Below are 22,490 nucleotides of genomic sequence, written 5' to 3' on the forward strand. Positions count from 1 at the left end.
CATCCTCATGGCTGGGTCAATTGCTGGATGCGCTCGATGTGCGCCGCCAGCGAGCGAGCCGCCACGGGCCACATGCGTTCGGGGACGTCGCTGTAGGCGATGGGCAGCCAGTCCTCCGGCGTGCCCTCGGGCAGTTCGCGCATGGCGGCGGCGATCTTGGCTTCGCGCTTCAGGCGGTGCGCCTTCAGGTAGGCGATCGCAGCACGCGCCTCGCCCAGCACGTAGCCGTGGGCGGGCAGGATGAACGCGACGCCGCCCGCGGCGCAGGTGGCGTCCAGCTTGTCGAGCGAATCGAGATAGGCGTTCATGTTGCCGTCCGGCGGATCGACCACGGTCGTGCTGCCGTTGAGCACGTGGTCGCCGGAGAACAATAGGCCGTCTTCCTCGAGAACCAAGCACAGGTGGTTGGCCGCATGGCCCGGGGTGTGCACCACGCGCAGGGTGTGGGTGTGCGCCGCGGCTTCTTCCTTGGCGGCGGACGCCTGCGGGGACAGGACCAGGCGCTCGCCGTCCTTCAGCTCGCGATCGGGCGTGAACCGCGCCGTGGAGCGTGCCGTCGGCGCGGAGGCCAGCCCGAGAATGGGTGGCTGGGTCTTGCACAGCTTTTGCAAGGGCAGCGCGCCGGGCGAATGGTCAGCATGCGAATGGGTGCAGACGATCATGCGGATGTCGCCACGCGTCGTGCGCCACAGGCGGCCGATATGGTCGAAGTCGTTGGGCCCCGGATCGATGACGACGTAGCCGGTGGCGGCGTCCCCAACGATGTAGCTGTTGGTGCCGGGGCCGGTCATCGCGCTCGGGTTGGGCGCCGTCAGGCGCTGCACGTTCTTCAGCAAGGGCACGGGATGTTCGCACTGCCAGTCGAGCGCGTGCACGATCTGGCCGTCGGGGCTGACCATCGCGAGCTCGCCGTAGGGCGAGTCGGTTTCCATGTAGCGCGCTTCCTGTCCTGCGAGCATCCCGGCGCGCGGACAACTGGTCCACAACGGGCCTTCGCCGGCAGGGCGGTTGGCGCAGGCGTCGAGCACGGCGTCGACCGTCTTGTAGGCGGCCAGCCTTTCGAGCGTGCGCAGCGTCGGGTAGATCATGAAGAAGGTGCCAGCCGCGTGGCGCTCCAGCGCATCGGCGGGCCGCACCCAGCAGGGCTCGAACTGCTCGGTCTCGTCGGCCGCCGGCGTCTGGCCTTCAGGCATGCGGGCGACGAGGAAGGGCACGTCGAAGCGCTTGGGCAGGTCGCGGTCGGTGATCCAGTGCGCGAATGTGTAGACCTTGTCGGTCGACAGCAGCAGGCCGCGTTCGACGCACTGGTCGGCGAAGGCCACGGTGGTCGTGGCGGTGCTGCGGTCCATGACGGCGACTTCCTCGGCGCTCACCGGCCGGCCGTCGGGGTGGTGAGCGAGCAGCACGCCCAGTTCCTCGAAGCTCTCGCGGACGGCGGCGATGGCCTGCGTGAGCTGCACCCGGCTCTGCGTGCGGCGGCGCGTGGCGATGGCGCGCGCGGTCGTGTCGCCTTCATCGATGCGCCCGCCAGGGAACACGTAGGCGCCTGGCGCGAAGCTTGCAGTCGATGAGCGCCGCGTCATCAATACCTCGACGCCTTCCGGCGTATCGCGCAGCAGCAATACGGTCGCGGCGGCACGCACGGGCGCCGGTTCGCGTTGGGGATGAATCAGTTGGGTGGGGCGTACCATGGGTCGCGATTATCGGGAGTGGGGTGAAAAGTCCGCGTGCGGCGACCGTGTGCATAAGCTTCTACACGATCCTTCATGAGCAAAACGCCACAATTCCGGCCTGCTCATCCGTCTCGAAAGACTGTCATGTCCGATTCTCTCTCCAGCCGCGCGCGGCGTCTTGTCGCGCTCTCGGCCATTGCGCTGTGCGGCGCGGCGCCCGTGGCCCTTGCGCAGCCCGATTGGCCCCAGCAGCCCGTCACCATGATCATGGGATTCCCGGCCGGTTCCGGCGTCGACGTCGTGGCCCGTGCCATCCAGGAGCCGCTGCAGCACAAGCTCGGCCAGCCGGTCATCATCGACTACAAGTCGGGCGCGGCCGGCAACATCGCCAGCGAGTACGTGGCGCGGGCCAGGCCTGATGGCTACACGCTCGCCTTCGGCACCGCGGCCACGCACGGCAGCAATGCGGCGCTCTACAAGAAGCTGCCCTTCGATGTCGAAGCCGACTTCATCCCGGTAGCGCCCGTGCTCGACGTGTCGAACGTGCTCACCATCAACGCCGACGTGATGAACGTGAAGACGCTCAAGGAGTTCGTCGATCTGGTGAAGGCGAATCCCGGAAAGTACAACTACGCGTCCACCGGCAACGGCGCGGGCACGCACATGGCCTTTGCCGAATTCAATTCACGCCTGGGCCTGGACATGGTGCACGTGCCCTACAAGGGCGGTCCCGAGGCCATCACCTCCGTCGTCCGTGGCGAGACCTGCTGCATCATGAACCAGGTGCAGACCGTGCTCCCGCAGTACAAGGCGGGCAAGGTGCGCTTGTTGGGCGTCACCACGGCGAATCCGGTGGCGGCCATCAAGGAAGTGCCGACCATCGCATCGAGTGGCATCCCGGGTACCAAGGGTTTCGACAGCTCGATCTGGTTCGGCATCTTCGCGCCCAAGGGCACCGACCCGCGCATCGTCGACAAGCTCAACATCGCCATCAAGTCCGTGCTCGAGCAGCCCGAACTCCGCGAGAAGTTCGAAGGCCAGGGCAACACCGTGCGCATCGAGACGCCCGCACAGTTCAAGCAGACCGTTCACGACAATCGCGTGAAATGGGCCGAGGTCGCCAAGGCCGCCAACATAAGCATCGACTGAGCGAGCAGGGCCGACGGATCAACTCTTGCTGTGCGACTTCTTGTAGTCCTGGATCTTTTCCTTCAACTCGGTGTACTGCTCGCAGGGTAGCCAGCACAGTTTGTCGAGCGCCTTCAGATGCTTCTCCGCGTCCTCGACGCGGCCGACCTGCAGATAGGCCTCGCCCATGTATTCGTGGGCGTCCCGGTGTTTGGGATTGAGCTGCAGCGCTCTTTCGTAGTGCTTGAAGGAGTTGTCCATGTCGCCCGTGTGGCGGTAGGCGAAGCCCAGCAGGTTCCACGCGTCCGCGTTGTTCGGATCTATCTGGATGACCAGCGTCAGGCGCCCGATGGCGTCGGTCCATTGTTCCGACTTGATCGCGGCCTGCCCGGCGACATAGTTGGGATCGAGGTTCTTCACCTCGGTCCCGCCTCCGCCGCCCCCGCCGCCTCCACCACCCCCACCACCGCCGCCGCCGCCGCCGCCGCCGCCGCCCGCGGGCCAGGCAGGAAGGCTCAGGAAAACGAGGCACGCCGCCGTTGCCAATGCTCTCTTGCGCATGATGAGTGCTCCAGGTCGTTCCTCCCCGCCCCGCCTCGCGAATCGCTGTTGGCTTTGGCTGCATTCGAATCCTGCGGTGAACAGGTGTCAACACCCGGATGCGACATGTGACAGCGCCGCGCGCGCTCCCTAGAATGAAGCGATGAGGTCCGCCAGAACATGGTTGATGGGACTGGTCCTCCTCGCCGTCGCGGCGGGAGTGGTCCAAGCCCAAGCCGTGCCTCCCGCCGCCTCGACCGGACGACCCGGCCGCGTCGTTCTGATGGATCTCGACGGCGCCATCGGTCCGGCCTCCGTCGACTACGTGCGCCGCGGGCTCAAGCTGGCTGCGGCGGAGAACGCGCGGCTGGCCGTGATCCAGATCGACACGCCCGGCGGGCTGGACGCCTCGATGCGCAGCATCATCAAGTACATCCTTGCCTCGCCGGTCCCGGTCGCGACCTACGTCGCGCCGAATGGGGCACGCGCCGCGAGCGCAGGAACCTACATCCTTTACGCCAGCCACATCGCCGCCATGGCACCGGCCTCCAATCTCGGCGCCGCGACACCGGTCGCCATCGGCATGCCGACACCGGCCGCGCCGGCCGGCAAGCCGGAATCCTCCGGCAAGGGGCCGGATGACGCGATGACGGCCAAGCGCCTTGCCGATGCATCCGCCTACATCCGCAGCCTCGCGCAACTGCGCGGGCGCAATGCGGACTGGGGCGAACAGGCGGTGCGCGAATCGGTCAGCCTCTCGGCCCAGGAGGCGCTGCAGAAGAACGTCATCACCCTCATCGCGAAGGATGTGCCCGACCTGCTGAAGCAGGTCAACGGCCGCGAAGTCCGCACCGCCGAAGGCAACATGCGGTTGGCGACGCAGAACGCCGAGCTGCTGGTAATCGAGGCCGACTGGCGCAGCCGGCTGCTGTCGGTCATCACCGAGCCGAGCCTGGCGCTGATCCTGCTGATGCTGGGCGTCTATGGCCTGCTTTTCGAGTTCTCGAATCCGGGCTTCGTGCTGCCCGGCGTCGTGGGCGCCATCTGCCTCATGCTGGCGCTCTTCGGGCTGCAGATGCTGCCGGTCAACTACGCGGGGCTGGGGCTGATCCTGCTGGGCGTGGCCTTCCTCATCGCGGAGGCGTTCCTGCCGACCTTCGGCGTGTTGGGCATCGGCGGTGTCGCGGCGTTTTCGATCGGCGCGCTGCTCCTGATCGACAACGACGTGCCGGGCTTCGGCGTGCCGCTCTGGCTCATCGGATTGCTGGCCGTCGGTTCGGCGCTATTCATCCTCGTGATCGGGGGCGTGGCGGCCAGGACGCGTCGGCGTCCGCCGGCGGTTGGAGTCTCGACATTGGTCGGTGCCACCGGCGAACTGGTGGAGTTCGCGGACGGGGAAGGCTGGGCGCAGATCCAGGGCGACTATTGGAAGGTGCGCGGCGCGGAAGGTTTGCGCCCCGGCCGGCGTATTCGCGTGACCCGCGTGCAGGGCCTCGCCTTGCAGGTGGCCGAGGACATCCAGGAGAGCCCGGCCGGAGCGTGACGCATGTTCATCAACTTCAGCTTCGTGTTCATCGGCTTCATCGTCTTGTTGGGCGCGATGCTCGCAGCGGCGTCGCTGCGCATCCTGCGCGAGTACGAGCGCGGCGTGGTGTTCCAGCTGGGGCGTTTCTGGAAGGTCAAGGGGCCGGGCCTGGTGATCCTGATTCCCGGCATCCAGCAGATGGTGCGCGTCGGCTTGCGCGTGATGGTGCTCGACATTCCGAGCCAGGACCTGATCACCCGCGACAACGTCTCGGTGAAGGTGAACGCGGTGCTGTACTTTCGCGTCATCGACCCCGAGAAGGCCATCATCCAGGTCGAGAAGTACTTCGAGGCCACCAGCCAACTCGCGCAGACCACCTTGCGCGCGGTGCTGGGCAAGCACGAACTCGACGACCTGCTGGCCGAGCGGGAGCGGCTCAATCTCGACATCCAGAAGACGCTGGAGGCGCAGACCTTCGTCTGGGGCATCAAGGTGACCAACGTTGAGATCAAGCACGTGGATCTGAACGAAAACATGGTGCGCGCGATCGCGCGGCAGGCCGAGGCCGAGCGCGAGCGGCGCGCCAAGGTGATCCATGCCGAGGGCGAGTTGCAGGCCTCCGCGAAGTTGGCCGAGGCGGCCGAGATCCTGGGGCGCCATCCGCAGGCGCTGCAGCTTCGCTACCTTGAAACGCTCACCGTGATCGCGGCCGACAAGAACTCGACCATCGTGTTCCCGTTGCCGATGGACCTCATCGGGCTGTTGCTGCAGGGGGTGAACCGCAAGCCTGGAGGCTCCGACGCGTGAGGACGTGACGGGCCAGCTTCCACTCTAGCTCAGCGCACGAACGTGTCCAGGCCCTGCACCAGCCGCTTCGCAAGGCGCGGCTGCTTGAACTGCTCCAGCCACCAGTCCAGCGCACGGCCCTCATGGTCGCCGCGCCAGGCGACGTAGAGGAGGTTGGGCTCGCGCGGGTCGGCGGTGTTCTTCTCGACCAGTTCGCCGCGCTGCAGCAGCGAAGCGATGCGCTGCCGAGGCAGCCAGCCGACGCCGAAGCCTTCGCGCTGCGCCAGGATCTTCGCGTGCATGGTCGGCACGGCCAGCGTCGCCTGGCCGCCGTGGATGCCATAGGCGCTGCCTTCGGTGCTGCGCGACGAGTCAGCGACCACCACGGCGCGGTGGCTGGTGACGAGGTCGCGGCCCAGCGGCTCTTTCGCCTGGGCGAGCGGATGCCGCGGCGAAACGGCGAACACCCAATCCATCACGCCGAGTTCGAACCAGCGCAGCCCCTGGATGGCGGGCGGCTCGTTGGTGGCCCCGACGACGATGTCGGCGCGGCCGTCCCGCAGCGCCTCCCAGGTGCCTTTGAGGACTTCGTGCGTCACACGCAACGGGACGCCGGACTCCAGCGCATCGAAGGCGGCAATCACCGGGAGCAGCGACTCGAACTCGATGATTTCGTCGGTCACGATCCACAGACGATCCTCCCAGCCACTGGCGACCTGCCGAACACGCTGAGAGAGCCGCGACACATCCAGCGCCAGTCTCGTCGACTCCTGTGCGAGGAGTTGCCCGGCGGGTGTGAGCTGCAAGCGGTAGCGGCGGCGGTCGAACAGCAGTGCGTCGAATCTTTCCTCGAGCTGCCGGGCCGCATGCGAGATCGTCGAAGGCGCCTTCCCCAGCCGGGCGGCTGCGCGGGAGAGGCTGCCGCTTTCCCGAATGGCCTCCAGCAGTGCGAGTTCGTCATCTGACAGCATCTTCGGGTTCCTCGAACGGGTTGGGCGAGATCATGGCATGGTGGGCTCCACATGTTCGAAGCCTTCGCACGTGTTCGTCGCGGCCGTTGTACGTCAAAGAGGGCCTGAAAGCGGACCATTCACATCACGGTATATCCACCGCAACCACTGGAGTTCACACCATGAATCGCTTTCAAGACAAGACAGTCCTCGTCACCGGCGGCACGAGCGGCATCGGCCTCGCAGCCGCCAAGGCCTTCGCCGCCGAAGGCGCGCGGGTCATCGTCACCGGGCGCGACGCCGCGGGGCTGGAAAAGGCGCAGGCCGAACTTGGCCCGCGTGCCCTGGCCATCCGCAACGATGCGGGCGCGCCGGCATCGGCGAAGGAACTTGCGGCGGCCCTCTCCGGCCATGGCGTGAAGCTCAGCGCCGTCTTCCTCAATGCGGGCGTTGCCCGGTTCGCCGGCCTGGCGGATGTGACCGAAGCCTTCTGGGATGAGACCTTCGACATCAACGTCAAGGGCGTCTTCTTCCAGATCCAGGCGCTGACCCCGCTGCTGGACCAAGGCGCTTCCATCGTGATCAACGGCTCGATCAACGCGCACATCGGCATGCCGAACAGCGCCGTCTACGCCGCCAGCAAGGCGGCGGTCATCTCGCTGGCGAAGACGCTCTCGGCCGAACTGCTGCCGCGGGGCGCGAGGGTCAACGTGGTGAGCCCGGGCCCGGTGCATACGCCGCTCTACGGCAAGCTGGGCCTGGACTCGGCGGCGCTGGAAGCCACCGCTGCGCAGATCCAGGCGCAAATTCCGCTGGGCCGCTTCGGCACGCCGGATGAAATCGCGTCCACCGTGCTGCATCTGTCAGCGCCGGAGTCCGCCTTCATCGTCGGCACCGAAATCATCGTCGACGGCGGCATGAGCCAGCTCTGATCCGTGCGGCGCCGGCGCGAGCCCGTGGCAAGATGGTCCCGTCATCGTCATTGCCCGGGCTCTTCGCATGCTCATCAACTGCGTCGTCTACGAGGACGGCACCAAGCTCGCCGACATTCCGGTCTCGAAAATCAGCGATTACCTCTCGCTGCCCGGCTGCTTCGTGTGGGTGGCGCTGCACGATGCGACGCCTGAAGAACTGAACGAGCTTCAGGCCGAGTTCGGCCTGCACCCGTTGGCGGTCGAGGATGCCCAGCATGGCCATCAGCGGCCGAAGGTCGAGGAGTACGAGGATTCGCTCTTCGCCGTCATGCACCTGCTGGCGCCGGGTGACCCGGAGGCGGCAAGGCTGGGCATCGGGGAGATCGATGTCTTCGTCGGGCACAACTACGTGGTGTCGGTGCGCAATCGCAGCGAGCACGGCTTCGTCGAAGTGCGCGAGCGCTGCGAGCGGGAACCCGAGTTGCTCAGGCACGGCCCGGGCTTCGTGCTCTACGCGCTGATGGACGCGGTGGTCGACCGCTATTTTCCGGTCATCGATGCCTTCGAAGTCGAGATCGAAACCATCGAACAGCGGATCTTCACCAAGGGTGCGGCGCGCGAGAGCATCAAGCGGCTGTACGACCTGAAGCAGCGCCTCACGGTGCTCAAGCACGCGGTCGCGCCGCTGCTCGAAGGCGCCAGCAGGCTGTACGGCGGTCGGGTGCCGCAGATCTGCCTGGGATCGCAGGACTATTTTCGCGACGTGGTCGACCATCTCGGCCGCATCAACGCCTCCATCGATGCGATCCGGGACACGATCGGCACGGCGATCCAGGTCAACCTCTCGATGGTCACCATCGAGGACGGCGAGGTGACCAAGCGCCTGGCCGCCTGGGCTGCCATCTTCGCGGTGTGCACCGCCTTCGCGGGCATCTGGGGCATGAACTTCAAGAACATGCCTGAGCTGGACTGGCGCTACGGCTACGCCGTCGCGTTGGCGCTCATCGTCGGCTGCTGCGGCTACCTGTACTACCGTTTCAGGCGCGCGGGTTGGGTCTGAGCAGTTGGCGCGCCCTTGGCCTCAGTGCGGCGGTGCAGGCACGAAGACAAGCCGGCCATCCGGAGTGCGCTGGCACATGCCGTCGATGGGCTCGCCACGCCGCCCCGCGATCTGCACGCTGGTGCTCTCCTGCCGTCCTTCGCAAGCCTTCATGAATTCCGGAGGCGGTGGCGGCCGTCCTTCGCGATGGTGGGGCGGTGGTGGCCGTGGCGGCGGAGGGGGCGGCGGCATGACGCAGCCTTGAAGAATGGCGATGAGGGCCAGCAGGCCCCATCCCTGGGTTCGGTTCATCTGGAATCTCCTTGCTGCCGATGGTCGCGGGCAACTTCGGAGGAATGGGGGAGCTTCAGGCCTCGCCGGGCTCTTCGAACGCGAAGCCGACGCCGTAGACCGAACGGATCCAGTCGTGCGCCGGTCCGGCCGCGGCCAGTTTGCGGCGCAGGTTCTTGATGTGGCTGTCCACCGCGCGCTCGGTCACGTCGGCGGTGTCCTCGTAGGCGAGGTCCAGCAATTGCGAGCGCGAGAAGATCCGGCCCGCCTGGCGCGACAGCACCTGGAGCAGCCTGAATTCGAGGCGCGTGAGGCTCAGCGGCGCGCCGTCGAGCGTCGCGCGCCAGTGAGCGTCGTCCAGCAGCAGCCATTTCGGGATCGGTGGCGATGCATCGCCGGCAGGGCTGCGACGAAGCACGGCACGCACGCGCGCGACCACCTCGCGTGGCGAAAAGGGCTTGCATACGTAGTCGTCGGCGCCCAGTTCAAGGCCGAGCAGCCGGTCGACTTCCTCGATGCGGGCGGTGAGCATGATGACGGGATGGGCCGTGTGCTGCCGTGCCTGCTGGAGCACCGCCATGCCATCCAGCCGCGGCAGCATGACGTCGAGCAGCGTGAGATCCGGCGGATTCGCGACCATGCGCTCCAGGGCACTCTCGCCGTCGGCGACGCGCTCGGTGTCGTAGCCGGCGTGCCGCAGGTAGTCCACGAGCACCGAGGCGATGTCGTCCTCGTCCTCGACGACCAGGATGCGGGTCATGACGTTCCCTCCAGCGGCAGCGTCACGGTGATGCGCAATCCGCCGAGCGCTGACGGCGCTGCGTCGATCGAACCCCCGTGCGCCTCGATGGTGGCGCGGCAGATCGCCAATCCGAGGCCGGAGCCGCCAAGTGCCCGGTTGCGGGAGCCCTCTGCGCGAAACAGGCGCTCGAACAGGCGGGGCAGTTCGCCGGGCGCGACGCCGGGCGCGCTGTCGTCGAACTGAAGCACCAGCCGCTGCGCGCCCGGGTCGCTGTCGACGTGCGCGCCGATCTGCAGCCGGCCACCGGTGTCCGTGTAGGACAGCGTGTTCTCGATCAGGTTCATGAAAGCCTGGTGCAGCCGGCGCGCGTCGCCATGCATCAGCGGCTGGTGATCGGCCGCCAGCACGTCGAGCGCGCGAGCATCGAGCAGGATCCCGCGTTGTGCGAAGCGTTCGCGCGTGAGCGCCAGCGCCTCTTTCAAGAGCGCAAGTGGAAACACCGGCGCGAAGGGCGGCGATGCATCGTCCTGCTCGCGCATGCTGCTGCGCAGATCGTCGACGAGTTGCCCGAGACGCATCACCTGGCGGTGCAATCGAAGCGCGGTCTTGTCGTCGAAGCTGCGAATGCCGTCCTGCAGCGCCTCGATCTCGGCACGCATCGCGGCCAGCGGCGTGCGCAACTCGTGGGCGACGTCCGCCAGCCAGGCGCGGCGCGAAGCCTCGATGTGATCGAGACGCTCGGCCATGTCGTTGAAGGTGCGGCCCAGCAGGGCAAGTTCGTCCTGGCCATGCACCGGCACGCGCGCATCCAGACGTCCCTGCGCGACGCGCTGCGCACCCTGCGTCAGTGCGTCGATGCGCGCGAACCATCGGCGCGCCAGCAGCCATGAGAGCAGCAGCGCAATGGCCAGTCCCGCCACGCCGGTCCAGATGACGAAGCTCGACTGCCGCGCGACGAAGGCGCGGTCGGCATCGCTCTCCAGCCCCTGCAGCGGCGCGAGGAGAAGGGTGCCGATCAGCCGGTCGCCATCGCGCAGCGGGAGCCGAGCGGCGATCGACGGGTCGACCTTGGCGCCGGCCACCCAGGCGCCTTTGCTGTCAACGAGGCCCAGGCGCTGGTAGACGGAATCCGGATTGCCGCCAGGACCGCTGGAAGGATCCGGGGGCGGGGGCGGCATGCGGCGCGAAGGAAGCAGATCGGGTGGCGGTCCGGGCGGAGGCCCACCCGCATCCCGCGGCGGCGGGCCGCCTTGCCACGAAGGCGGCCGCATGTCCCGCATCGGCCCGAAACCGCTCATCTGCAAGTCGTGCCACGCGCGCGGGTCATTGCGCAGGGTGTCCCAGTTGCCTTTCTCCGTGTGGTGCTTCTTGAGGAGTTCGGCGAGCCAGTCCATGCGGCGGATCTCTATCTCCGCGACGTACGGGCCGAGCCCGCGCTGCAACCCGAGGCGCGAGAAGCCCGCGAAGATCAGCAGCAGGGCCAGCAGCAGCACCGCCAGCGCAAGGAAGATCTTTCGAAACAGCGTCAGGCGGGGCATGGTGGCGGCCGGCGGCGAGCCGCATTGTGCGGCATGCCTGCGGGCAGAGCCGGTCAGGCCGATATCGCGATGGCGATGTTCGCGCTGTAGCCGCTGGTGGCATCGCCGCTGAAGTTCACCATCTCGAGCGAGGTGCCGTCGCTGAACACGTTGTCCGTCGCGAAGCTGGTCGCGTTCAGGTTGGCGACGCTCTGCGAATAGCCGGCGGCATTGTTGTAGATGGCGCGCAGCGTCTCTGTCGGGAAGGCCAACTGCGTGGTCTTGACCTTGCGGCCTGCCGACTTGGCGTTCGACAGGCTCGGATAGATCTCCAAATGCATGTGCGGCATGCGCCCTGCGTAGCAGCCTGGCACGACGGTGATGAAACTGACCGTGCCGTTCGCATCCGTCTCCTGCACACCGCGCAAGTGGTTGTCGCTCAGGCTTTGCGTGGTGTAGACCGAGTAGGTGCCTTCGCGCGTGCAGTGCCACAGATAGATGGCATAGCCGGCCAGCGGCGCGCAACTGGTCTTCGTGTTGGTCAGTGTGATGGTGAGCGTCAGGGGCGCGCCGCCGACCTGTGCCGTGCCGCCGACGTTGGTTCGGATGTCCGAGCGGACGATGCCGGAGAGGGCGAGCACGTTGTAGTTGTTGTTGCTGGCGTTCGAGCCGTCGGCGGGGTAGGGGCCCGCGGTCTCCTCGGGCACGACCAGGCAGGCGCTGGAGGTCGTGGTCGTGTCGGCGGCGGTGCTCGTGGTCGCCGCCGTCGTGGCCGTGGTGGCCGCGGTGGAGACGCCGCTGGTCATGATCGGCGCCAATGTCGACGTGTCGGTGCCGCCGCCGCCGCATCCGCCCAACGCGAACAAGCCCAGCGAACCGAGCGTGCCCAGCACGTGACGCCTGCCGCCGTCGGTCGGCGGTGAATCCTTTTTCATCTGAGTTTCTCCTGCACGGAATGCGCCAAGTACGCGATGGGCCGACTGTGCGTGGCGATCTGGGAGAAAACGTGTGCAAAGGCCCTAGAGCCGGGCTGGGGCAGCTCCGGCGGCAAGGCCCTGCAGCGGCAGTCGCAAGGTGATGCCCAGGCGTCCCAGCGGCGACGGCGCCGCGTAGATGCGGCCCCGGTGCTCTCCGACTATCTGCGCGCAGAGGGCGACGCTCGCGATCGATTCGCAGTCGCCGCGGGGCCGCGCGCGCTGCGCAGACGCCGCGTCGAAACATCGTGCGAGACGAGGCTCATCGGTGCCCGGCGCGCAGTCCATGAAGTTGACGACGGCTTGCGTGCCGTCGAGCCGGCCCAGCACATGCAGGGTGCTCCCGGCCTTCATGGCGCGGCAGGCGAGTTCGACGATGTGCGCAATGACCTCCTGCATGCCGGATCGATCGAGGAGTACGGGAAGTGGGTCGGCGGGGAGCTTCAGCTCCAGCGCCATGCCGGCATCGTGGAGCCGGGCGCGCATGGACTCGGACATCTGGTGCAGCAGCTGCCGGACGTCGGCCTGGTTGCATGCGCGCGGCATGGAGGGAGTCGGTCGGGGGCGCGTCGCCGCGGCGGATCCCGCGCTGCGCTGATTCAAGAGGCGCCAGAATACGGAAAGCAGGATGAAGACGAAGGTGGCAATGGCGATCTGGGCCGTGTTCATGCATGGGAGAGGTGGTGACGATGCGTCGCATTAGTCCCTGTCTCCGCTCCCGACGCAACAGCTCCCGCGCGCCTCATCGGGCCTTCAATATCTCTCCGCAATCCCGGCGCACGCCATCGCTTCGGCTTTCGGCGGGTGCCTTCGAACGACCTAGAAACCAGGAGTGACGATGTATCAGGAAGAATTCATGAAGCGCGCCATCGCGCTGTCGGCGCAGGCGCTCGATACGCCGGGCACCGAGCCATTCGGCGCCGTGGTCGTGAAAGACGGCACGGTGGTGGGCGAGGGCTTCAATCACTCCGTGGCCCATTTCGATCCCACCTCGCATGGCGAGGTCGAGGCCATTCGCGATGCCTGTCGGAATCTGAGGAGCGTCGATCTGAGCGGTTGCGATCTCTACACATCGTGCGAGCCTTGCGCGTTGTGCGTGGCCGCGATGCGGATCGCGGGCATCGGCAAGCTCTACTACGCTGCTTCGCTTGCGCAGTCCGGCGAGGCGTTTGCGGGTGTGCCCGTGGAGGCTCGTCATCCCATCGATGTGGATGAACTGCGTGCCGAGGCGGGTGCACCGCTTGCGGAGCGTGCCATGCCTTCGGAGCAGAAACTCGACCGTGCGGCGGTAGCGGTGCTGGAGGCGTGGGCGGCGGGCCGGCGGACGCAGTCATGACAGCCGAGCCCATGAAGGTCCCGGGATCGAACCCGATGAAGATCGCCGTGATGGGCGCCGGTGCCGTGGGCTGCTACTACGGCGGCATGCTGGCGCGGGCAGGCCATTCAGTGACGCTGATCGGAAGGCCGCAGCACGTCGAGGCCGTCCGCCGCGACGGTCTCCTGCTCGACACGCAGAGCTTCAGGACCCGTGTGCCGATGCAGGCGAGCACCGATGCCAGCGCGGTGGCGGGCGCGGGGCTCGTGCTCTTTTGCGTCAAGTCCACCGACACCGAGAGTGCCGCAATGGAGATCCGGCCGCATCTCATGCCCGATGCGCTCGTGATCACGCTGCAGAACGGCGTCGACAACGCTGAGCGCCTGCAGGCGCTCGTGCCGCAGGAGGTGGCTGCCGCGGTGGTCTACGTGGCCACCGAAATGGCGGGTCCCGGCCATGTCAAGCATCACGGGCGTGGCGAACTGGTCATTGCCCCGTCGAAGACCAGCGAGCAGGTCGCGGCGCTGCTGGCGGAAGCCGGCGTGCCGACGCAGATTTCCGACAACGTCATCGGCTCGCTGTGGGCCAAGCTGATCCTCAACTGCGCCTACAACGCCTTGTCCGCCATCTCGCAGCTTCCCTATGGACGTGTCGTGCAGGGCGTGGGCGTGGATGCCGTGATGCGCGATGTGGTGGAGGAATGCCTGGCCGTCGCCCGTGCGGGAGGCGTCACTGTGCCTGGGGACACGTGGCAAGCGGTGGAGCGCATCGCGCAGACCATGCCATCGCAGTTTTCATCCACCGCGCAAGACCTGGCGCGCGGCAAGCGCAGCGAGATCGACCATCTCAACGGCTACGTGATGCGCAAGGGCGATGCCCTGCGTGTGCCGGCGCCCGTCAATCGCACGCTCTACACGCTGGTCAAGCTGATCGAGGACCGTCAGGCGCAAGCCCCAGCGCACTGACCTGCGCCGGGCTGCGGGGATCAGTCGGACGGCTTGTCCGCCACGTACCACCGGGTGGCGATCAGTTCGGGCTCCTCGTGCGCCTGCAGGCGTTCCCAGTGCCGGTCGGCATCCTCCACGAAAAGGTCGCGCGCGATGGCCTGGGCGAGTCGCGTCGCGCCGATGGCCAGGCCGGGGATGTCCCCGGCCAACGCGCCGTGGCTCATGGTCGCGCCCCAATTGAACAGGCGCATGCGCGCCAGTGCGTCGGCCTGCGAGCTGGCCGGGTCCGCGCTGCGCAATTCGAACCCTGCGCCCAGATAGGGAAAGCGCGCAGGCTCCGGGTGATGCTCGGCCTCGGTTGCCGAAACGTGATTCGCCCAGCTATCGATCTGCGCCGTGTAGGGCGCAATCTCCGGCCGGTCGAGCAGGTCCACGTCGAAGCCGGTGCCGAAGATCACCGCATCGAAGCGCTCGCTGCCACCGTCAGGCAGGGTGACGGTGACGCCGTCCTCATCGGGTGCGACGTCATCCCAGGGCGTGCCCAGCCGCAGTTCGAAGGCGTCGTGTGCGTCGCAGCGGCGCACGGTCTCCCACGGCGGTGGCACCTGCTCGTCGAAGATGTAGGTGTAGACGCGCCACTTGCGCGCGTCGTCCAGCCCCTCGAAACCGCGCAGGAATCCATGGCTCGACGCCGCCTTGCTCTTGTTGATCTGCGGCAATTGCGTGCGGCGCGCGAACAGCGTCACCTTCGCGGCGCCGGCTTCGAGCGCGCAGGCGGCGTTGTCGAAAGCCGAGGCCCCGGCGCCGAGGACGCCGATGCGCCGGCCTTCCCAGGCCGCGAAGTCGATCGGGTCGGCGGAATGGAACACGCGCCCTGCCGCATGCGGGTCGGCACGCCGCAGCGAAGGAAACGCCGGCCAGCGCGGCGCGCCGCTGCCGTCACGGCCCAGCGCGAGCACGAGTTGCCGCGTGCGCACGATCTCGCGCCGGCCTTGGGCGTCCTCCAGCTCGATCAAAAGCACGCGGCCGCCATCGGCGTGCGACACCGACCGCAGCGACACGCCGTTGTCGATCTGCAGGCCGACGGTGTCGCGCACCCACAGCAGGTAGTCGCGCCAATCGACGCGGCCGATCTTGTGCAGCGCCAGCCAGCCCGGCGTGCCTTCGGCGGAGCCTTCGCTGCCTTCGCCGTGCTGGGCTTCGTACCAGGCGCGAAAGCTCAGCGAAGGAACGCCCAGTTCCGGCCCGCCCACGTGCTTGGGGCTGCGCAGGGTCAGCATGCGGGCATAGGTGCCCCACGGACCTTCGTCGCCGCGGGCGGCGCGGTCGATCACCCGGATGTTCGTGACGCCTTCCCGGCGCAGCGCGAAGGCGGCGGTCTGCCCGCACATGCCGGCGCCGGCGACGAGAACGTCGAGCACGGGCGCCTCGGCGGTCGATGATTCGGCCGGCAGCACCCACGCGGGCGGCGGCACGTTGATGCGTTCGAGATCGGCGCGGGCCTGCGTAGCCAGGCGCCCGAGCGCCGCCGCGTCGCGCGGGCTCGCGATGAATTGCAGTGGCACCGGGGGCAGTGCGTCGGGAGAGGAGTCGTCGGAAGCCATTGCCTGAAGATAATCCAGAACATGATCGCACTCGACTGCTACTACAGCCTCTCTTCGCCCTGGGCCTATCTCGGCGGCCCGCATCTGCAAGACATCGTGCGCCGCCACCATGTGCAGCTCACGCTCAAGCCCTACGACTTCCAAGCCGTGGTTCCGCAGACCGGCGGCATTCCGCTCAAAACGCGGCCCGAGCCGCGTCGCACCTACCACGCGCTCGAACTCGCGCGCTGGCGCGATCACCTCGGCATGGCCCTGAACCTCGAACCGGCGCACTACCCGAAAGGTGCGGCCAGCGATCCGAACTGGAACAAGTATCCGGGTTGGATGGTCATTGCGGCGCAGTTGCAGGGGCTCGACGCGCAGCCGCTCTCGCACGCCCTGCTGCGCGCGCTGTGGGCGGAAGAGCGGGATACCTCCGACGCGGCGGTGCGCATTGCCGTCGCCGACGAGAACGGCTACGACGGCGCGGCGCTGCAGGCACTGGAACAGATGCCGGAAACGCTTGCCGTCTATCGCGCGAACAGCGCCGAAGCCGTGGAAAGAGGTGTTTTCGGCGCGCCGACCTACATCCTCGACGGCGAGCGCTTCTGGGGCCAGGACCGGCTGGTGTTCCTCGATCGCGCGCTGGATCGCCTCAGGGCTGCGCGCGGCGCCTAGGTACGGATCCGGCCGTCGCCCGTGATCATCGACAGTTCGACGAACTTCGATGCCACGTGATTGCGCGGCGAGAACGAGACCTCGAAGCCGCCGAACTGTTGCCTGTCGATGCTTTCGAGCCCGGTGATCAGGCCCTCGCGCGTGACCTTGCCAGGTGCGCGCCGCAGACCTTCGACCAGCACCTTCGCGGCCAGGTAGCCCTCGAGGCTCGAGAAATTGGCCTTGGTGTTGCCGCCGGCCTTGCGCAATGTATCGTTGAATTCGCGCGTGATGCCGTTCGCCGCGTTGTAGGGCGAGGGCACGACCTGCGTGACGACCACGCCGGCGCCGTCCTTGCCGAGTTCGTCGGCCAGGGCCTGCGTGCCGACGAAGGACACATTGAAGAACGTGCCGCCGTAGCCCGCCTTGCGCGCTTCTCGGATGAAGGCGGCGCACGACTTGTACGCGCTGACCTGGACCACCGCGTCCGGGCGTGCCGCCACGATGCTCTTGACCGCCGCGGAAACGTCGGCCGAGTTCCGCTCGACCGTGGCCAGCGCTGCCGGCTTGAGGTCCATTTGTGACAACGCGAGCGTCACGCCGTCCAGACCGGCCTTGCCGTAGGCATCGTTTTGATAGAAGACCGCGATCTTCTTCAAGCCCAGGTGGGTGAGTTGCTTCACGATCAGCGCGGTCTCATCGTTGTACGAGGCGCGCAGATGGAACACGTTCTTGTGGAAGGGCTCGCGCAAGGCCATGGCGCCGGTAAAGGGCGCGATGAAGGGAATCTTGGCGTTCACCGCGAGCGGCATCGCGGCCAGGCTGGTGGGCGTGCCGATGTAGCCGAACAGCGCGAAGGCGTCGTCGTCGATCAGCTTCTTGGTATTGGCCGCGCAGCGGTCGGGCTCGTAGCCGTCGTCCAGGAACTTGATGGCGACGTCCCTGTGGCCGGGCTGCGCGTTGTACTGGTCCAGAAAGAGCTTGGCGCCTTCGTAGAACTGGATGCCGAGTTGCGCGGCGGGTCCGGTGAACGGTGCCGACTGGCCCAGGACGATCGGTGTTTCGCTCTGCGCGCGCGCCCAATTGGCGCCGGCGAGCGCTGCTGCCCCGGTAGCGATCGAAAAATGCCTGCGATTCAACTTCATGAAAACCCCTCCGCGCGCATTCGCGACGCACAACTTAGACTCGTCCGATTGGCTGCTGCCCCTGTTTGACTCATGACTCTCGAAACCCAAGTGCTCGGCGCCTGCCCGCACGACTGCCCCGATACCTGCGCGCTCGTCACGACCGTGCACGACGGCGTCGCCGTCAAGCTGCAGGGCAATCCGGCCCATCAACACACGGCGGGCGTGCTGTGCACCAAGGTTTCGCGCTATATCGAACGCAACGACCACCCCGAACGTCTGGTGCAGCCCCTGAAGCGCTCCGGCCCCAAGGGGAGTGGCCTCTTCGAGCCGGTGAGCTGGGAGCAGGCGCTGGCGGACATCGCGGCGCGACTCGATGAAGTCAGAAGTAACAATCCGGAAAAGATTGTGCCTTACAGTTACGCAGGAACGATGGGTCTCGTGCAGGGCGAATCGATGGACCGTCGTTTTTTCCACAAGCTCGGTGCGTCGCTGCTGGACCGCACCATCTGCTCGACCGCAGGCGGTGAGGCCTTAGGTTTTACTTTGGGTGGCAAGGTCGGCATGCGGGTCGAGTTTTTCGCCGACGCGAAGCTGATCCTGATCTGGGGCAGCAACTCGATTGCGAGCAACCTGCACTTCTGGCGCCATGCGCAAGCCGCCAAACGTGCAGGCGCACGACTGGTGTGCATCGATCCTCGCAAGACAGAGACAGCGGACAAGTGCGACGAGCACATCGCCTTGCTTCCGGGCACCGACGCGGCGCTGGCGTTCGCGCTGATGCACGAGCTGATCGTGAACGACTGGCTCGACCATGACTACATCGAGCGTTACACGGTGGGTTGGGCGCAGCTTCGCGAGCGGGCCTTGCAATGGCCGCCGTCGCGTGCGGCAGCAGTCTGCGGCGTGCCGGAGGCGCAGATCGTCGAACTGGCACGCGCCTATGGAAGCACCAAGCCCGCAGCCATCCGGCTCAACTACGGCATGCAGCGCGTGCGCGGTGGCGGCAATGCCGCGCGTGCGGTGGCTTGTCTGCCGGCGTTGGTCGGCGCGTGGCGCGATCGGGCGGGCGGATTGCTGCTCAGCAGCTCGGGCCTGTTTCCGGTGGACCGGGCGGCGTTGCAGCGGCCCGATCTGCTGGCGGGCCGGCGCCCGCGCACGATCAACATGACGTCGATCGGCGACGCGCTGCTCGATACGGCGAATCCGATCGAGGCATTGGTCGTCTACAACAGCAATCCGGTCGCCATCGCGCCGGAGTCGGGCAAGGTGGTCGCCGGGTTCGCGCGCGAGGACCTCTTCACCGTGGTGTTGGAGCAGTTCCAGACCGACACCGCCGACTACGCGGACTACGTGCTGCCGGCCACCACGCAGCTGGAGCACTGGGACATCCACTTCAGCTACGGCCACACCGACGTGATGTTGAACCAGCCCGCGGTCGCGCCGCGCGGCCAGGCGCACAGCAATACCTGGGTGTTTCGCGAGCTCGCGAAGCGCATGGGATTCGACGAGCCCTGTTTCGCCGACGATGACGAGACCCTGTGCCGCGCCGCTTTCAGCCCGGAGGCGGTCGACTTCGAGGCGTTGCAGGCGCAAGGCTTTGCCACGCTGAAGCTGCCCGATGCACCCTACGCCCAAGGAAACTTCCCGACGCCGTCGGGCCGCTGCGAGTTCTTCAGCGCCCGGCTAGCCGCGCACGGCCAGGACGGCTTGCCCGACCATGTGCCCAACTACGAACCGGCTGGCAGCTCGAAGGAGTTTCCGCTAGCGATGATCTCGCCGCCGGCGCGCAACTTCCTCAACTCCAGCTTCGTCAACGTGCGCAGCCTGCGCGCGATCGAGGGCGAGCCGCTGCTGGAGATCAACGAAGCCGACGCCCTGGCGCGCGGCATCGTGGACGGCGCCACGGTGCGCGTCTTCAATCGGCGCGGCGAGCACCACTGCCGCGCCGAGGTCTCGCGGCGCGCCCGGCCGGGCGTGGTGCACGGCCTCGGGATCTGGTGGCGCAAGCTGGGACTGGACGGCACCAACGTCAACCAGCTCACGAGCCAGCGGCTGACGGACATAGGGCGAGGTCCGACCTTCTATGACTGCCTGGTCGAGGTGGAGTCCGTCGCGGAAGCTGCGGTCACACCATGAGGGCGGCTCGCAGGCGTTTCGCGGCATGCGCGACGGTTGCAGGGCTGGCGATGCTCGCGGGCTGCGCCGATGTCAGCTACTACTGGCAATCGGCCAGCGGCCATCTGGGACTGATGCGCGCCGCACGACCGGTGGACCAGTGGCTGGAAGACCCGGCGACCTCTGACGCCCTCAAGGCCAAGCTCGAACTCACCACGCGGGTGCGCCGCTTTGCGGTGACCGAACTCGGCTTGCCCGACAACGACAGCTACAAGGCCTATGCTGACCTGCATCGCAACGCCGCGGTCTGGAACGTGGTTGCGGCGTCGCCCCATTCGCTGACGCTGAAGACCTGGTGCTTCCCGGTCGCAGGCTGCATCGGCTACCGGGGTTACTACGACGAGGCCGCCGCCAAGGCGGAAGCCGCCGAACTGCAGGCGCAGGGACTCGAGACCTCCGTCTATCCGGTGCCCGCGTACTCGACGCTCGGCTGGATGAACTGGGCCGGCGGCGATCCATTGCTCTCCACTTTCATCGGCTACCCGGAAGGGGAACTGGCGCGCATCGTCTTCCATGAGCTTGCGCACCAGGTGCTCTATGTGCCCGGGGACACGATGTTCAACGAATCGTTCGCGACAGCAGTCGAACGCATCGGCGGCGCTCGCTGGCTGAAGACGCATGCCAGCGACGCGGCTCGGCTCGAATATGCACAGTTCGACGCGCGCCGCCAGCAGTTTCGCGCCCTCACGGCCGACACACGGCGTGCGCTGCAGGAGATCTACACGTCGAAGGAAGCCCAGGCGAAAGACTGGGAGACGGTCGATGCCAGGAAGAAGGCAGCCATGGAGGCGTTTCGCCAGCGCTACGCCGCGCTGCGCGCCGGCTGGACCGGCCCCCGGCAGGGCGCCTACGACGGCTGGGTGGCACGCGCCAACAACGCGACCTTCGGCGCCCAGGCTGCCTACGACGAACTGGTGCCCGGCTTCGAGGCCCTGTTCGAGCGCGAGGGTGAAGACTGGCCGCGCTTCTACGCTGCCGTGAAACAGTTGGCCAAATTACCCAAGGACGGACGCGACCAGGCGCTCAGGACCGCTGCGCCTCCGGCGACGGACCTCATGCAAACGCAGGCCCCGTGCTGCAAGCCCAACAACACCAAGAACGGAGCCCCCGGTGTCTGACATTCACATCGAACGCAATCACAGCCTGGGATTGGCCGCCGCGCGCGAGGTCGCGCGCCAATGGATGCAGCGGGTGGAGGAGGACTACGGCATCGAGTGCACCTATGCCGAAGGCGAGACCTGCGACGTGGCCCAGTTCAACCGGGCCGGCATCGACGGCAGTGTCGAGGTCAGCGCCGATACCTTTACGTTGGATGCGACGCTGGGCTTGCTGTACGGAAGCTTCAGCGAGCAGATCGAGCAGCGTTTGCAGCAGAGCCTGGACGCCTTGCTCGGCGCCAAGGCGCCGGCGGACGACGACGCCTACAACGACAAAGACTGGTTGTGAAGCGCGCCGCCGGCTCAGCGCAGCGATTCGATCAGGTCGATGTACTGCTGCTTGGCTTCGTCGGCGCTCAAGCCCTTGCGCGAAGTCCAGGCATCCCACTTCGCGCGGGCGACGATGTCGCTGAAGCTCGGCTTCTTCTCTGCGTTGTCGCCGGCGGTAGCCTGCTTGAAGAGACCGTAGATCTTGAGCAGCGTCGGATTGTCCGGGCGCTCGGCAAGCAGTTTGGAATTGGCTTGGGCAGCTTCGAACTGGGCGTTCAGGTCAGACATGGCGGCAAGGTCTCATCAAAAGACGGGATCTTAAGTGACGACGTCGTCGATAAACCTCAATCGGACAGCCCGGCGCGCGCCAGCTCCACATCCAGGCGCTCGCGCGCGTCGACTGGCTCGAGGGTTGCCGCCTTTTCGTAGAGCCGGGTGGCCTCGGCCATGCGCGAATCGCCTTGAAGCATCAGCAGCCCTCGGGCGTACTCCATCAGCACGCTGGCCGAGTGAGGGTTGAGCTGCAAGCTGCGCTCGAAGAGTTCGATGGCCGTGTCGGCGCGCACGCCGTAGGTCATGCGGCCCACCAGCGAGCCAACCTTGTCGATGACTTCGGCGTGGAACGCGCCGAGCGCCGCGTGCGCATCGGCATGGAGCGGCTGCAACTCGATCACTCGTTCTAGCGCCCCTTTGACCTTGCCACCCAGGCCTTGCGCCAGCGCGCGCGCCACGCTGATGCCCTGGCTGTAGCGCCCCAGGGCGTAGGCCTGCCAGTACAGTGCCTGGCAGTTGTCGGGTTCGGCGGCGACCTGGGCGGTGGCGCGCTCTGCCACCTGCTTGAACAGCGCCAACCGGACCGATTCGCGTGGCTCCAGGTAGTTGGCATAGATGGCAGTGGCCTGGTTGGCGAGCGCCAGGCCGTCGTGGCCGTGCGTCAGCGCGATCGCCACGGCTCGCTCGAACTCCCCGCTGTGATAGAGCGCCCAGCCTTCTGCCAAGGGGCCCGGCACCGGGGGCTGCAAGCCTTGGCCGGCATGCAGGCGGGGCCAGTGCGTCAGCAGGTTGGAGCTGTCGAATTTGGGGGCATCGGGGTAGGGCAATCGGGTCCATGGCGCCGTTGCGGGAGGGGCGCCAGCGGACAGCAGCGGGAGTGGTTGGAGGTCCGGTGGGGTCATTCGAT

23 protein-coding genes are annotated in these 22,490 nt (G+C 67.1%); 11 read left to right on the top strand and 12 right to left on the bottom strand.

Features of this window, described 5'->3' with window-relative positions:
• Positions 1-5: 5 nt before the first annotated feature.
• Positions 6-1,691, bottom strand: a complete 1,686-nt coding sequence (locus tag QTI04_RS08235; RefSeq protein ID WP_286615013.1) for an MBL fold metallo-hydrolase — start codon at positions 1,689-1,691, stop codon at positions 6-8.
• A gap of 126 nt (positions 1,692-1,817) precedes the next feature.
• On the opposite strand from QTI04_RS08235, the gene QTI04_RS08240 reads away from it, so the two are divergent.
• Positions 1,818-2,822: a tripartite tricarboxylate transporter substrate binding protein gene (locus tag QTI04_RS08240; protein WP_286615015.1), complete on the top strand. Its 1,005-nt coding sequence runs from the start codon at positions 1,818-1,820 to the stop codon at positions 2,820-2,822.
• Positions 2,823-2,840: 18 nt separating this feature from the next.
• On the opposite strand, the gene QTI04_RS08245 is transcribed toward QTI04_RS08240, so the two are convergent.
• The gene (locus tag QTI04_RS08245; protein ID WP_286615018.1) at positions 2,841-3,362 is read right to left on the bottom strand and encodes a tetratricopeptide repeat protein; all 522 of its coding nucleotides are present in this window, start codon (positions 3,360-3,362) and stop codon (positions 2,841-2,843) included.
• A 166-nt stretch (positions 3,363-3,528) separates the two neighbouring features.
• Here QTI04_RS08245 and QTI04_RS08250 point away from each other — a divergent pair, with 166 nt between their 5' ends.
• Together QTI04_RS08250 and QTI04_RS08255 are read left to right on the top strand one after the other, a co-directional pair.
• Positions 3,529-4,884, top strand: coding sequence for a nodulation protein NfeD (locus QTI04_RS08250; RefSeq protein WP_286615019.1), 1,356 nt, complete (start codon positions 3,529-3,531; stop codon positions 4,882-4,884).
• 3 nt (positions 4,885-4,887) lie between these two features.
• Positions 4,888-5,673 (top strand): slipin family protein, encoded by a 786-nt coding sequence (locus tag QTI04_RS08255; protein WP_286615021.1) that lies wholly within the window; start codon positions 4,888-4,890, stop codon positions 5,671-5,673.
• A gap of 29 nt (positions 5,674-5,702) precedes the next feature.
• Here the strand turns inward: QTI04_RS08255 and QTI04_RS08260 are convergent, their stop codons facing one another.
• Positions 5,703-6,623: a LysR family transcriptional regulator gene (locus QTI04_RS08260; RefSeq protein ID WP_286615022.1), complete on the bottom strand. Its 921-nt coding sequence runs from the start codon at positions 6,621-6,623 to the stop codon at positions 5,703-5,705.
• A 161-nt stretch (positions 6,624-6,784) separates the two neighbouring features.
• On the opposite strand from QTI04_RS08260, the gene QTI04_RS08265 reads away from it, so the two are divergent.
• Positions 6,785-7,534 (top strand): SDR family oxidoreductase, encoded by a 750-nt coding sequence (locus QTI04_RS08265; RefSeq protein ID WP_286615024.1) that lies wholly within the window; start codon positions 6,785-6,787, stop codon positions 7,532-7,534.
• Between the two features lie 67 nt (positions 7,535-7,601).
• Positions 7,602-8,576, top strand: coding sequence for a magnesium and cobalt transport protein CorA (locus tag QTI04_RS08270; protein ID WP_286615027.1), 975 nt, complete (start codon positions 7,602-7,604; stop codon positions 8,574-8,576).
• Between the two features lie 21 nt (positions 8,577-8,597).
• Here the strand turns inward: QTI04_RS08270 and QTI04_RS08275 are convergent, their stop codons facing one another.
• From QTI04_RS08275 to QTI04_RS08295, 5 genes are all read right to left on the bottom strand, one after another.
• Positions 8,598-8,867 carry a hypothetical protein gene (locus tag QTI04_RS08275; protein ID WP_286615028.1) on the bottom strand — a complete coding sequence of 90 codons (270 nt, stop codon included), beginning with the start codon at positions 8,865-8,867 and terminating at the stop codon, positions 8,598-8,600.
• Between the two features lie 55 nt (positions 8,868-8,922).
• Positions 8,923-9,606, bottom strand: a complete 684-nt coding sequence (locus QTI04_RS08280) for a response regulator (RefSeq protein WP_286615030.1) — start codon at positions 9,604-9,606, stop codon at positions 8,923-8,925.
• Positions 9,603-11,126 carry an ATP-binding protein gene (locus tag QTI04_RS08285; protein ID WP_286615032.1) on the bottom strand — a complete coding sequence of 508 codons (1,524 nt, stop codon included), beginning with the start codon at positions 11,124-11,126 and terminating at the stop codon, positions 9,603-9,605. Before QTI04_RS08285 ends, QTI04_RS08280 begins: the two co-directional genes overlap by 4 nt.
• A 53-nt stretch (positions 11,127-11,179) precedes the next feature.
• Complete coding sequence (locus tag QTI04_RS08290) at positions 11,180-12,040, bottom strand: intradiol ring-cleavage dioxygenase (RefSeq protein WP_286615034.1); 861 nt, start codon at positions 12,038-12,040, stop codon at positions 11,180-11,182.
• An 84-nt stretch (positions 12,041-12,124) separates the two neighbouring features.
• The gene (locus QTI04_RS08295) at positions 12,125-12,748 is read right to left on the bottom strand and encodes a hypothetical protein (protein WP_286615035.1); all 624 of its coding nucleotides are present in this window, start codon (positions 12,746-12,748) and stop codon (positions 12,125-12,127) included.
• 187 nt (positions 12,749-12,935) lie between these two features.
• On the opposite strand from QTI04_RS08295, the gene QTI04_RS08300 reads away from it, so the two are divergent.
• Both QTI04_RS08300 and QTI04_RS08305 read left to right on the top strand, forming a co-directional pair.
• Positions 12,936-13,415 (top strand): nucleoside deaminase, encoded by a 480-nt coding sequence (locus QTI04_RS08300; protein WP_286615037.1) that lies wholly within the window; start codon positions 12,936-12,938, stop codon positions 13,413-13,415.
• Positions 13,416-13,450: 35 nt separating this feature from the next.
• Complete coding sequence (locus QTI04_RS08305) at positions 13,451-14,359, top strand: ketopantoate reductase family protein (RefSeq protein WP_286615359.1); 909 nt, start codon at positions 13,451-13,453, stop codon at positions 14,357-14,359.
• Positions 14,360-14,379: 20 nt separating this feature from the next.
• Here QTI04_RS08305 and QTI04_RS08310 read toward each other — a convergent pair whose 3' ends face one another.
• The gene (locus QTI04_RS08310) at positions 14,380-15,945 is read right to left on the bottom strand and encodes an FAD/NAD(P)-binding protein (RefSeq protein ID WP_286600991.1); all 1,566 of its coding nucleotides are present in this window, start codon (positions 15,943-15,945) and stop codon (positions 14,380-14,382) included.
• A 21-nt stretch (positions 15,946-15,966) separates the two neighbouring features.
• On the opposite strand from QTI04_RS08310, the gene QTI04_RS08315 reads away from it, so the two are divergent.
• Positions 15,967-16,602, top strand: coding sequence for a 2-hydroxychromene-2-carboxylate isomerase (locus QTI04_RS08315; protein ID WP_286600992.1), 636 nt, complete (start codon positions 15,967-15,969; stop codon positions 16,600-16,602).
• On the opposite strand, the gene QTI04_RS08320 is transcribed toward QTI04_RS08315, so the two are convergent.
• Positions 16,599-17,726 carry an ABC transporter substrate-binding protein gene (locus QTI04_RS08320; protein ID WP_286615038.1) on the bottom strand — a complete coding sequence of 376 codons (1,128 nt, stop codon included), beginning with the start codon at positions 17,724-17,726 and terminating at the stop codon, positions 16,599-16,601. The two genes, QTI04_RS08315 and QTI04_RS08320, sit on opposite strands and share 4 nt — an antisense overlap.
• Before the next feature lie 72 nt (positions 17,727-17,798).
• Here QTI04_RS08320 and QTI04_RS08325 point away from each other — a divergent pair, with 72 nt between their 5' ends.
• From QTI04_RS08325 to QTI04_RS08335, 3 genes are read left to right on the top strand one after another with little or no spacing between them, the layout of a single operon-like run.
• Entirely contained in the window at positions 17,799-19,844 is a 2,046-nt protein-coding gene (locus QTI04_RS08325) for a molybdopterin-dependent oxidoreductase (protein WP_286615040.1), read from the top strand.
• A complete protein-coding gene (locus QTI04_RS08330; RefSeq protein WP_286615042.1) occupies positions 19,841-21,001 on the top strand; it encodes an aminopeptidase in 1,161 nt (386 codons plus the stop codon). Before QTI04_RS08325 ends, QTI04_RS08330 begins: the two co-directional genes overlap by 4 nt.
• Complete coding sequence (locus tag QTI04_RS08335; protein WP_286600997.1) at positions 20,994-21,329, top strand: polyhydroxyalkanoic acid system family protein; 336 nt, start codon at positions 20,994-20,996, stop codon at positions 21,327-21,329. Before QTI04_RS08330 ends, QTI04_RS08335 begins: the two co-directional genes overlap by 8 nt.
• A 14-nt stretch (positions 21,330-21,343) precedes the next feature.
• Here the strand turns inward: QTI04_RS08335 and QTI04_RS08340 are convergent, their stop codons facing one another.
• Both QTI04_RS08340 and QTI04_RS08345 read right to left on the bottom strand, forming a co-directional pair.
• Entirely contained in the window at positions 21,344-21,598 is a 255-nt protein-coding gene (locus tag QTI04_RS08340) for an acyl-CoA-binding protein (RefSeq protein ID WP_286571267.1), read from the bottom strand.
• Between the two features lie 56 nt (positions 21,599-21,654).
• Entirely contained in the window at positions 21,655-22,485 is an 831-nt protein-coding gene (locus QTI04_RS08345) for a hypothetical protein (protein WP_286615043.1), read from the bottom strand.
• Positions 22,486-22,490: the final 5 nt, after the last annotated feature.

The sequence above is a fragment of the Variovorax sp. J22R115 genome (genome assembly GCF_030317005.1).
GTDB lineage: Bacteria > Pseudomonadota > Gammaproteobacteria > Burkholderiales > Burkholderiaceae_C > Variovorax.